Raw genomic sequence first — 11,968 nt, 5'->3', positions numbered from 1 at the left:
GAAAGTAAATGTCTTCTTTACGTAGGCTTGCACTTAAAGCTTTAGAGGAACGGAACATAGAAAATAAATGCGAGCTTACATTAGCTATTAAAGAGGACATTGCCACCCTAGAAATATCTGAAATTTTAATTCCTGAGTATGATATTCCAGGCAAACCAGATAAACCGGAACTAATCGACCCTAAAGAGGTTATGCATAGATCTGCTGGTTCAGTTGCTGGTAGAGCTAGTCTTCTGCATTCTATTGCACATATTGAATTTAATGCTATTAATTTAGCACTTGATATAGTATGGCGTTTTGCTGGCATGCCTAAACAGTTTTATTTAGATTGGCTTCAGGTAGCTAAAGAGGAAGTTTTCCACTTTAATTTAGTTAGTACACATTTAAAAACACTAAATATGCAGTATGGGGATTTGCCAGCTCATAGTGGACTGTGGGATATATGTTCGAAAACCTCAAATGATATTAAAGCAAGATTGGCTTTAGTACCAGTTACACTTGAAGCACGTGGTCTTGATGTTAACCCTGGTATGCAGGATAAATTAAAACAAGCGGGAGACATCAAAGCTGTAGAGATTTTAGAAATTATTTTGAGAGATGAAATTGGGCATGTTAGATTCGGTACAAAGTGGTTTAATTATGCTTGCGAGGTTGAAGGGTTAGACCCTTTAGAAACTTATAAAAAGCTTCTGGATACTTATGGCATGAAAAAACCTAAGGGTCCATTTAATATTAATGGTCGTAAGGATGCAGGTTTTACAGAAGCCACTTTGAATTGGTTGAATAATTAGGAGTTATTATGCCAGCTATTTTTATTGGGATTATTTTATTCATAGCAGCCATTCTTGCACTTTATCGCGGGGAGGAGCTATTAGCTGATATTGTTAATCTATTTGATTATCTATTTGGTGGACTCGTAGATTTTCTAGAGCACTACTACAGAGCACTTTACAACTTTATTGCAGATAACCCATGGAAGTTATTGATAGCTGGCTTAATCGCAGTATTTGGTACATTGTGGATTGTACGAAGACAATCTAGTTCAAGATATCCTAATTCTAATTTTTCTACAAGAGTAAACCGCAAGCGTATGGCTATAATTTTAGCGATATTAATTGGATGGCTTGGAGCACATAGGTTTTATCTACGCCAAGCCGGTTATGGTGTTTTATATTTGGTATGTACTATTATCTTTGCCCCATTTACCGTAATTATAAGCCTTATAGATGCTTTCAGATTCGGTCTAATGAGTGAAGTAGAATTTGATAAAAAATACCCTGCCCATTAATTTGTTTTGTTTTCGTTAGGTGTTGCAGGTTTTCTATCTTCCTGTTGAGTTACAAATCCAACTTTTGATAAACCTGCATCTTTCGCAATACTTAAAGCTATAGCTACATGCTCATAAGGAACCTCTTTATCAGCCGCTATAGCTAGAATCACTTCTGGGTTGTCTTGTTTTGCTTCTAGTAGCTTAGATTCCAGCTCTTCCTTTGAATTCAAAGTCGTTTCACCTAAAGCGTAATTACCATCTTTATCAATTGAAAGACGTAATGGGTCCTTAGGTTGCACATCAGATTTAGAAGAAACAACTGGTAGCTGAAGTGGAATTGAATGCGTTAGTACTGGCATTGTAATCATAAAAACAATCAACAAAACTAACATAACGTCCACCAACGGAGTTACATTAATATCCGCTAAAGGAGCTGAATCGTCTCCATCTCCTGAGCCCATAGATCCAAAAGCCATATCAATTCTCCTGATTATTTGCTACTTCTGATGCATATACCACTTCATTAGGATGGCAATGTTTTGGTGCACTAGATATTATTTGTGGATAAAAATCATGAGCAAATGCATCTAAATCCTGTTGCAGTGTTTTGTTTGATCTAACTAGTGCGTTATAAACTAAAACGGCTGGTATCGCCACAAATAGACCTGCAGCTGTTGCTACCAAAGCCTCACCGATTGGACCAGCTACTGCGGCAATGCTCATTTGACCCTCAGCACTGATATTTATTAGTGCGTGATAGATTCCCCAAACTGTACCAAAAAGCCCAATAAAAGGAGCTGTAGCACCTATGGAAGCCAATGCTGTGAGACCACCCTCAAACCTGCGCATAGTTTGCTTAATACTATTTCTAAGCCCACGACCTACGAATTCATCTAGTGAAATCTCACGACCCAAGAAGTTTCCATCCGTACTTGTGTGCTTTTTCATCGCATCTATACCGTCCTCAGCTACATTAGAGATGGTTGAAGTGTCTTTTCGTACAAATGCTTCAACCTCGCTCATATCCTTAGAAGCCCAAATGCGAGAAAGTGCCTTTTTGTTCTTTCCTTTTACAACAAATAATTTTAGAGCTCTCACGATAATAACAGTCCATGTTATTACACTCATGAGAATAAGAATCAGGAAAACCGCAATAAGAACTGGGTCTCCTTGTTTAAAAACCAATGATAAATCCATAATATCTTCCTCTAAAAATTATCTTTTATTAAGCTTAAAATTAATTGAAAATGTATAAGTAAAAGGTATAGCCCTTCCACCTTGTCTTGCAGGAGAGAACCTATAGTTTTCAACTGCTTTTTTAGCAGAGTTATCTAACCTAGAATATCCACTACTTTTAACAACCTCTACACTTGCTGCTCGTCCGTCGGCTGTTACCTTAACTCTTAACCCTACGGAACCCTCTTCACCTCTCATTTTTGATTGTTGAGGATAAGGAGGTTTAGGATTATTTAGATGACCACCAATATGAGTAGCAGGAACTACTGCCCCTTCAGAATTTCCGCCCTCTTTTTGTGCAGTGCCTACACCAGAACCCTCGCCTTTATCTGAAGCACCTTTTGCTCCAGTATTTTGAGATGTTGAATCACCAATTGTTTTCTTAATTGAACTAACTGGTTGAGTAGGTTTCGGTTTGGGCTCAACTTTTGGTTTTGGCTTCGGTTTAGGTTTGGGTTTCGGTTTGGGCTTGGGCTCAGGTTTTGGCTCTGGCTTCGGTTCCACTTTTGGCTGCTCGACAATGTCAGGCTTTACTTCTTCCTTAATTGGCTCTGGCTGTGGCAATGGTGGTATTACCGCAGGGTCAGGAATAGGCTCAGGCAATGGTGGAATTTCGACAGGATCTGGAATAGGTTCTGGCTCAGGTTCTGGTTCTGGTTCTGGCTCAGGTTCTGGTTCTGGTTCATTAATCTCACCCTTAACCTCAGGCAAATCAGCACTCTCATCTGCCCCTGAAGAAGCTCCTTCCATAGACATACCTGACAAGTCCACATATGCCAAACTGTCTACACTTAAATCTAATTTAGGGGGAGATATGCTTAAAAACCCTGAGAATCCAGCTATGTGAGTCGCCGTAACTAAACCAGCGACCACACCAGTTAATAAATTATTTTTTTTATATTTTTTCATTATTAAATTATCAATATCCCGTTAATGATAATAATTCCCATTAACGTTTGCAATTCTATCAGAATTTTTAGAGCTTTGTACAAAAATATAAATTATTTAAGCTCAGTGATAATTTGTTCTAATGGTAAACGAGATTTTGGTTTTAAAGACAATTGATTGAAATCGTTCTCTGCTCTATATCCTAGCAAAACGGCAACTACAGGTACAAATTTATCTGTACCCAAATGCTTATCGAGAATAACTTTATAAGCTTCGTGCTCTATTCCTTCTATAGCCGTACTATCAATACCTAAAGATGCTATAGCTGGCAATATAAAACCCAACGCAATATATGCCTGTGAAGCCATCCATAACTCAAGCAATTGCTTACCTCTAGGTTTTCCCCTTTTTTCATAATATTCAATCGCAGTTGGCGATAAATACTCTGGCATCTTACTTTCTAGATCTTCAATGTTTTTATATACAGACATAACCAATACATGGCTACAATCTAAAACTTTCTGATCATTGTGATACGATCTAGGAGAAAGTTCTTTTTTTATCTCTTCATTTGAAATAAAGGTAAAATGCCAAGGCTGGCTATTAATAGATGATGGAGTGAGTCTTAAAATTTCCTTTAAAGTCTCGATATCCGAATCGGAAACTTTTTTAGTTGGATCATAGACTTTCGTGGTATATCTAGTTTGAGCAATTTCAAGAAAATTCATAAGTTCACCTAAAATTAAAACGTTAATTATATAAAACAGTTGTTAAATTAATATTTTCTAGTAGATCTTCTAAATTTACTTGGATAAGTTGGATTTTTTTGTGACCAAATACCTAGATGATTCTTCCTAGCCTCAGCTTCTATTTCTAAATATTTCTTATCCCTATTATATTTTCGGAAAACCCAAGCATATCCTGAAGCTACCATATCCTGATTAATAAGCCTGCCCTCAAAAAGAACATCTCCTACAAGCCGTTTATAAATATCCTCTTCACTATAGTTAACAAGTACATCTTTACCAAATATTAAATCAGATAATTGTTTCTTAGCTTTATTGCCAAATGGTTGCTTTTTTTCAGGAGCATCTATACCTTTTAATCTTATAACTTCCTCTACTTTATTTTTAGTCAAGCATTTAAAAGTATCTCCATCAAAAACCCCAACCACATTGCAGACAATAGTTTCGGCTTGAGCTACGAAGGGAGTAAAAAATAAGAAAATCCATAAAATTTTTTGCATAAACATTCTCCTTATCGAGAATGTAGATTAAATTTTAAATGATGGCAATGAGGGTGGACATTTTTATCATATAAAAAAAACGGGAGCTAAACTCCCTTTTAACATATGAATTCGCAATTACCAAAAGTATCCCGCACTAATACCAGCTCCGATATCTCCACGAATACTGCCAGAGACATTTCCTTTTATGACCTACTTTCCTCCATCAGGGATAGTAAAAACCCAACAGCCACGTATGATTGTTGGAAATTAGTTTCAGCCAAGCCTATGTGCTAAGTATTTATGCATAGTTCCATCTAACCTATAGATTCTACCTTCGTTATAATCTTCTTTAATTTTAACATTACTAATATTCTATGTATCTTCTGCAATCTGATTAATATTATTGCTTATATTTTTAGTGTTGGTAGCAATAATATTCATATTTGTATTACCAGTAGAATATACAACTTTTATTGTGCTACATTCATAGCATCAAAATATGAATATTACAAATGTGGGTAAAAGATTTATCAAAATACAACAAAAAAGCCCTCACAGAGTAAAAAGGATCTGTGAGGGTTGTTTTTTTAGGAGGGTTATATATGAGTAAGAAAAAAAAGAGCTTGACGATGACCTACTTTCACAGGTGTCCACCCACTATCATCGGCGCTAAGGTGTTTCACTGTCCTGTTCGGGATGGGAAGGAGTGGGACCACCTTGCTATGTTCATCAAGCTGACTGACTTGTTATGGCTTAGTATATCTTTAGCCATTTGGAAGAAGCACTACAAGGTTTTGTGTGTGGGTTATTATTTAGAGGGGTTGTTGATTGAATTAACAAGTTCTCATTTTAGTGAAATGAGCATTGTATTATTGTTTTAGTCACTTTAGTCTATAACACTGATAAAGTTATAGGATCAAGCCTCACGGGCAATTAGTACTGGTTAGCTACATGCATTACTGCACTTATACACCCAGCCTATCAACGTTCTAGTCTCGAACGACCCTTATTGGAGCTTAACGCTCAGGGATACCTTATCTTCAGACGAGTTTCCCGCTTAGATGCCTTCAGCGGTTATCTCTTCCGTACGTAGCTACTCGGCAATGCCATTGGCATGACAACCGATACACCAGCGGTACGTCCACTCCGGTCCTCTCGTACTAGGAGCAGCCTCCGTCAAGTATCCAACGCCCACGGCAGATAGGGACCAAACTGTCTCACGACGTTTTAAACCCAGCTCACGTACCTCTTTAAATGGCGAACAGCCATACCCTTGGGACCGGCTACAGCCCCAGGATGAGATGAGCCGACATCGAGGTGCCAAACACCGCCGTCGATATGAACTCTTGGGCGGTATCAGCCTGTTATCCCCAGAGTACCTTTTATCCGTTGAGCGATGGCCCTTCCATTCAGAACCACCGGATCACTTTGTCCTGCTTTCGCACCTGTTCGACTTGTCTGTCTCACAGTCAAGCACGCTTTTGCCAATGCACTATCAGCACGATTTCCGACCGTACCTAGCGTACCTTCGAACTCCTCCGTTACACTTTGGGAGGAGACCGCCCCAGTCAAACTGCCCACCATACACTGTCCCCAACCCAGATCATGGGCCAAGGTTAGAACCACAAACAAACCAGGGTGGTATTTCAAGGTCGGCTCCAGTAGAACTAGCGTCCCACCTTCTTCGCCTCCCACCTATCCTACACAGGCCGGTTCACGATCCAATGTAAAGCTACAGTAAAGGTTCATGGGGTCTTTCCGTCTAGCCGCGGGGAGATTGCATCATCACAAACACTTCAACTTCGCTGAGTCTCAGGAGGAGACAGTGTGGCCATCGTTACGCCATTCGTGCAGGTCGGAACTTACCCGACAAGGAATTTCGCTACCTTAGGACCGTTATAGTTACGGCCGCCGTTTACTGGGGCTTCGATCAATAGCTTGCACCACATCAATTAACCTTCCAGCACCGGGCAGGCGTCACACCCTATACTTCCACTTTCGTGTTTGCAGAGTGCTATGTTTTTAATAAACAGTCGCAGCCACCTATTCTCTGCGGCCTCTTCTGGCTATTCACCATACAAAGGCATACCTTCTCCCGAAGTTACGGTATCAATTTGCCGAGTTCCTTCTCCTGAGTTCTCTCAAGCGCCTTGGAATATTCATCCCGTCCACCTGTGTCGGTTTGCGGTACGGTCAATATGTAAATTATCGCTTAGAGGCTTTTCTTGGAACCACTTCCTGTGACTTCAAAAACATTACGTCTTCTTCGAATCATAGCCTTGAATCCTTTGACCGGATTTGCCTAATCAACTTCTTAGCTACAATACCGAGCACTTCCATCAGCTCGTTCACATTTCGCAATCCGTCCCCCCTTCACTTCACATATCGGTGTAGGAATATTAACCCACTTCCCATCAGCTACGCATCTCTGCCTCACCTTAGGGGCCGACTAACCCTGCGCCGATGAACGTTGCGCAGGAATCCTTGGACTTACGGCGAGGGAGCCTTTCACTCCCTTTATCGCTACTCATGTCAGCATTCGCACTTCTGATACCTCCAGCAAACCTCTCGATTCACCTTCTCAGGCTTACAGAACGCTCTCCTACCACACATCCGCTCTCTTAATTCGTCTATCCACTTACTTCTTTTTCTACTTCTTCTTAACTCTACATAAACAAATTAAAAGAGCGGATGCATCCGCAGCTTCGGTAACTGGCTTAGCCCCGTTACATCTTCCGCGCAGGACGACTCGATCAGTGAGCTATTACGCTTTCTTTAAAGGGTGGCTGCTTCTAAGCCAACCTCCTGACTGTCTATGCCTTCCCACTTCGTTTCCCACTTAGCCAATTTTAGGGACCTTAGCTGGCGGTCTGGGTTGTTTCCCTCTTGAGTCTGGACGTTAGCACCCAGTGCTCTGTCTCCCATGATTAAACTTGTCAGTATTCGGAGTTTGCCATGGTTTGGTAAGTCGCCATGACCCCCTAGCCATAACAGTGCTCTACCCCCAACAGTTATTCATGAGGCACTACCTAAATAGTTTTCGGAGAGAACCAGCTATTTCCAGATTTGTTTAGCCTTTCACCCCTATCCACAGCTCATCCCCTAATTTTTCAACATTAGTGGGTTGGGTCCTCCAGTACCTGTTACGGCACCTTCAACCTGGCCATGGATAGATCATCTGGTTTCGGGTCTACACCCAGCGACTATATTCGCCCTATTCGGACTCGCTTTCGCTTCGCCTTCCCTACTCGGTTAAGCTTGCCACTGAATGTAAGTCGCTGACCCATTATACAAAAGGTACGCCGTCACCTCTCGGCTCCGACTGTTTGTATGCACACGGTTTCAGGTTCTATTTCACTCCCCTCCCGGGGTTCTTTTCGCCTTTCCCTCACGGTACTGGTTCACTATCGGTCGATCACGAGTATTTAGCCTTGGAGGATGGTCCCCCCATATTCGAACAGGATTACACGTGTCCCGCCCTACTTGTTGCAACGCCTAGTACCATAATCATAGTTTCGTCTACAGGACTATCACCCCCTACGGTCGCACTTCCCAATGCGTTCGACTACTACAACTACTATCTCGTTGCGGCTACTCCAATTTCGCTCGCCACTACTTTCAGAATCTCGGTTGATTTCTTTTCCTCGAGTTACTTAGATGTTTCAGTTCACTCGGTTCGCCTCCTCACCCTATGTATTCAGATAAGGATACCTCCTAAGAGGTGGGTTTCCCCATTCGGATATCTGCGGATCAATGCTCATTTGCCAACTCCCCGCAGCTTTTCGCAAGCTATTACGTCCTTCTTCGCCTGTGATCGCCAAGGCATCCACCATGTGCACTTAGTCACTTGATCCTATAACTTCATCAGTGTCTCTTTCATTAAGTATCTCTACCTCTTTATGTACACCGAACTACTACTTATAGCCTCTTTCATTTGACTATCGCTTTATATCAGCTTTATCAAAAAAACTGATACACCGACTACCTTCTTTAAAACCCTCACCCTACCTTTTTATTAAAGCAAGAGCTTCTCCAGTAATCTTCTTCTTTTTGAGTATCGCGTCTTATTTATTTTTTTACGCCGCTCATCACTTTTTAGAATATTTCTAAAACTTGAGAACTTTCTTCTTTCTTAAAAAAACTCACTTAAGCTTTTTATTAAAAGCTTATTTTTCGTTTGTGTTTTCTTAATTATGCAATCACAACCCATAAAATTTAAAAGGGTAATTGTAAGTACTATCAAGCACCATATAGTGGCACTTTCACACACTTACACAACCTCTTTTTCGTTGTTTTACTTGTTGTGCTTCTTCCAAATTGTTAAAGAACAGCCTTAAAGCATCTTAAAGATACTTTATTAAATCACTCTCTTTTAAGTTAAAGAGAACGATTAATAAAACACCCTTCAGAGTCCTATCAGTTTAAAGTGTTGGTGGAGGATGACGGGATCGAACCGACGGCCTCCTGCGTGCAAAGCAGGCGCTCTCCCAACTGAGCTAATCCCCCCATATACTTAATTGATCAAAGTCATCTCATGGTGGGTCAAGCTGGAATCGAACCAGCGACCCCCGCCTTATCAAGACGGTGCTCTAACCGACTGAGCTACTGACCCTAATGGAAACTGTTCAACAACCGATAAGCGTGGATACGTAACGAAGTTAAATATAGGATTATTTCTCTTAAAGGAGGTGATCCAGCCACAGCTTCCGCTACGGCTACCTTGTTACGACTTCACCCCAGTCATGAATCCTACCGTGGTAATCGCCCTCCTTGCGGTTAGACTAACTACTTCTGGTAAAACCCACTCCCATGGTGTGACGGGCGGTGTGTACAAGACCCGGGAACGTATTCACCGCGACATGCTGATCCGCGATTACTAGCGATTCCGACTTCATGCAGGCGAGTTGCAGCCTGCAATCCGGACTACGATCAGGTTGTGAGATTAGCTCCCCTCGCGGTTTGGCTTCCCTCTGTCCTGACCATTGTATGACGTGTGAAGCCCTACCCATAAGGGCCATGAGGACTTGACGTCATCCCCACCTTCCTCCGGTTTATCACCGGCAGTCTCATTAGAGTGCCCATCTTACTTGTAGCAACTAATGACAAGGGTTGCGCTCGTTGCGGGACTTAACCCAACATCTCACGACACGAGCTGACGACAGCCATGCAGCACCTGTGTTTCGGTTCTCTTGCGAGCACTCCTAAATCTCTTCAGGATTCCAAACATGTCAAGGGTAGGTAAGGTTTTTCGCGTTGCATCGAATTAATCCACATCATCCACCGCTTGTGCGGGTCCCCGTCAATTCCTTTGAGTTTTAATCTTGCGACCGTACTCCCCAGGCGGTCAACTTCACGCGTTGGCTTCGCTACCAAGACCCGTAAGTCCCAACAGCTAGTTGACATCGTTTAGGGCGTGGACTACCAGGGTATCTAATCCTGTTTGCTCCCCACGCTTTCGTGCATCAGCGTCAGTATTATCCCAGGGGGCTGCCTTCGCCATCGGTATTCCTCCACATCTCTACGCATTTCACTGCTACACGTGGAATTCTACCCCCCTCTAACATACTCTAGCTCGACAGTTAGAAATGCAGTTCCAAGGTTGAGCCCTGGGATTTCACATCTCTCTTTCCGAACCGCCTGCGCACGCTTTACGCCCAGTAATTCCGATTAACGCTCGCACCCTACGTATTACCGCGGCTGCTGGCACGTAGTTTGCCGGTGCTTATTCTTCAGGTACCGTCAGCAGTCCATGGTATTAACACAAACCTTTTCTTCCCTGACAAAAGTGCTTTACAACCTCGAAGGCCTTCAATCGCACACGCGGAATGGCTGGATCAGGGTGCCCCCATGTCCAAAATTCCCCACTGCTGCCTCCCGTAGGAGTCTGGGCCGTGTCTCAGTCCCAGTGTGGCTGGTCGTCCTCTCAAACCAGCTACGGATCGTCGCCTTGGTAGGCCTTTACCCCACCAACTAGCTAATCCGATATCGGCCGCTCCAATAGTAAAAGGTCATCTCTGATCCCCCTCTTTCCCCCTCAGGGCGTATGCGGTATTAGCTACGCTTTCGCGTAGTTATCCCCCGCTACTGGGCACGTTCCGATACTTTACTCACCCGTTCGCCACTCGCCATCAAGAAAAGCAAGCTCTCCTTATGCTGCCGTTCGACTTGCATGTGTAAGGCATTCCGCTAGCGTTCAATCTGAGCCAGGATCAAACTCTTCAGTTCAATTCCTGCTTAATAAATCGCTTACATATATTCAAAGTAAATTAACTACTGATATGCACTGTTTTTTCACTCTTACTCAAATAGCGCTTTTGTATTTCTTATTACACCACTTTCGTAATACTTAAAAACCATATCTACTTGTACTTAAACTTCACTTTCTAAATAAGTGTAAGACTTAATGTGAATCCCATTTAGACTACATCAAGTACCCACACTTATCGGCTGTATATATTTTTAAAGAACAATTTCAATTTAATCAGTAAATTTCACTGCAAAACTGAAAGATTGCTATTATTGCAAAAAAATTTATACCCTGTCAATAAGAAAATAAAAAAGAAATATTGCCACCCCAAAATCGAGATAATTTGTAGTTTTTTTTAGACGAATTTCAGAACTAAGAAATCAAAGCTAGAAACTCTCTACGTAAATCTGAATCAGTCAAAAAACAACCTCGCATAACACTATTTATCATCTTGCTGTCGTTGTCTTTTACGCCGCGCCACTTCATGCAGTAGTGATCGGCTTTCATAATAACTGCAATACCCTTTGGTTTTAATTTCTGCTCAAGAATATTTGCCAATTGCATAATAGCCTCTTCCTGAATTTGCGGTCGTTGCATAATCCAATGTGCAATGCGCGCATACTTAGAAAGCCCAATTAAATTAGATTCCTTATGTGGCATAACTCCAATATAACAATGCCCCATAATTGGACACAAATGATGAGAACACGCACTCCTAATAGTAATTGGACCTACGACAATAAGTTCATTTACGCTTTCTATATTTGGAAACTCAGTAACATCAGGAATAGGCTCATAGCGTCCTGAAAATATCTCTCGAATATACATCTTAGAAACACGTTTGGCCGTCTCAAGCGTATTGTGGTCAGAATCTATATCTATAACAAGGCTTTCAAGAACCTCTTTCAACTTTGACTCAACTTCTTTCTGAAGCAAATCCAATTCTCCATCAAGAATAAATTCTGAAATATTGTCATTGGCGTGAAAACGCTGTCCTGCAGCCTGTATACGCTTTTTTATTACTGCAGAAATGTATTTGCTTTCTTCGCTCATTGTTTGACCTTATGCTTATAATTGATTAATTGTACGCTATGAACTA

At 41.7% G+C, this 11,968-nt stretch carries 8 protein-coding genes, 2 tRNA genes and 3 rRNA genes; 2 read left to right on the top strand and 11 right to left on the bottom strand.

Annotated elements, in window-relative coordinates; translation table 11 throughout:
* The first annotated feature begins 8 nt into the window (after positions 1 to 8).
* A complete protein-coding gene (locus tag KUI_RS03695; protein WP_013522501.1) occupies positions 9 to 791 on the top strand; it encodes a ferritin-like domain-containing protein in 783 nt (260 codons plus the stop codon).
* An 8-nt stretch (positions 792 to 799) separates the two neighbouring features.
* Entirely contained in the window at positions 800 to 1,288 is a 489-nt protein-coding gene (locus KUI_RS03690) for a TM2 domain-containing protein (protein WP_013522500.1), read from the top strand.
* On the opposite strand, the gene KUI_RS03685 is transcribed toward KUI_RS03690, so the two are convergent.
* The 11 genes from KUI_RS03685 to folE all read right to left on the bottom strand — a co-directional run bounded on the left by KUI_RS03685 (position 1,285) and on the right by folE (position 11,922).
* Positions 1,285 to 1,746: an ExbD/TolR family protein gene (locus tag KUI_RS03685; RefSeq protein ID WP_013522499.1), complete on the bottom strand. Its 462-nt coding sequence runs from the start codon at positions 1,744 to 1,746 to the stop codon at positions 1,285 to 1,287. The two genes, KUI_RS03690 and KUI_RS03685, sit on opposite strands and share 4 nt — an antisense overlap.
* Position 1,747: 1 nt before the next feature.
* Positions 1,748 to 2,467: a MotA/TolQ/ExbB proton channel family protein gene (locus KUI_RS03680; protein WP_014840336.1), complete on the bottom strand. Its 720-nt coding sequence runs from the start codon at positions 2,465 to 2,467 to the stop codon at positions 1,748 to 1,750.
* Positions 2,468 to 2,485: 18 nt separating this feature from the next.
* A complete protein-coding gene (locus KUI_RS03675) occupies positions 2,486 to 3,415 on the bottom strand; it encodes an energy transducer TonB (RefSeq protein ID WP_013522497.1) in 930 nt (309 codons plus the stop codon).
* A 92-nt stretch (positions 3,416 to 3,507) separates the two neighbouring features.
* Positions 3,508 to 4,122, bottom strand: a complete 615-nt coding sequence (locus tag KUI_RS03670) for a nitroreductase family protein (protein ID WP_013522496.1) — start codon at positions 4,120 to 4,122, stop codon at positions 3,508 to 3,510.
* A gap of 47 nt (positions 4,123 to 4,169) precedes the next feature.
* The gene (locus tag KUI_RS03665; RefSeq protein WP_013522495.1) at positions 4,170 to 4,640 is read right to left on the bottom strand and encodes a thermonuclease family protein; all 471 of its coding nucleotides are present in this window, start codon (positions 4,638 to 4,640) and stop codon (positions 4,170 to 4,172) included.
* Positions 4,641 to 5,243: 603 nt separating this feature from the next.
* A 5S ribosomal RNA gene (gene rrf, locus KUI_RS03660) occupies positions 5,244 to 5,356 on the bottom strand.
* Between the two features lie 178 nt (positions 5,357 to 5,534).
* Positions 5,535 to 8,475: ribosomal RNA gene (locus tag KUI_RS03655) — 23S ribosomal RNA — on the bottom strand.
* Between the two features lie 577 nt (positions 8,476 to 9,052).
* Positions 9,053 to 9,128 (bottom strand) — tRNA-Ala (locus KUI_RS03650).
* Positions 9,129 to 9,157: 29 nt separating this feature from the next.
* Positions 9,158 to 9,234: transfer RNA gene (locus tag KUI_RS03645), tRNA-Ile, on the bottom strand.
* A 69-nt stretch (positions 9,235 to 9,303) separates the two neighbouring features.
* Positions 9,304 to 10,847: ribosomal RNA gene (locus tag KUI_RS03640) — 16S ribosomal RNA — on the bottom strand.
* Together the 16S, 23S and 5S rRNA genes with 2 tRNA genes alongside form the textbook arrangement of a ribosomal RNA operon.
* Before the next feature lie 394 nt (positions 10,848 to 11,241).
* Entirely contained in the window at positions 11,242 to 11,922 is a 681-nt protein-coding gene (folE, locus tag KUI_RS03635; RefSeq protein ID WP_013522494.1) for a GTP cyclohydrolase I, read from the bottom strand.
* Between the last annotated feature and the right edge of the window lie 46 nt (positions 11,923 to 11,968).

It is taken from the genome of Taylorella equigenitalis ATCC 35865 (assembly GCF_000276685.1).
Taxonomy (GTDB): domain Bacteria; phylum Pseudomonadota; class Gammaproteobacteria; order Burkholderiales; family Burkholderiaceae_B; genus Taylorella; species Taylorella equigenitalis.
This window is presented reverse-complemented; position numbering and strand designations above follow the sequence as displayed.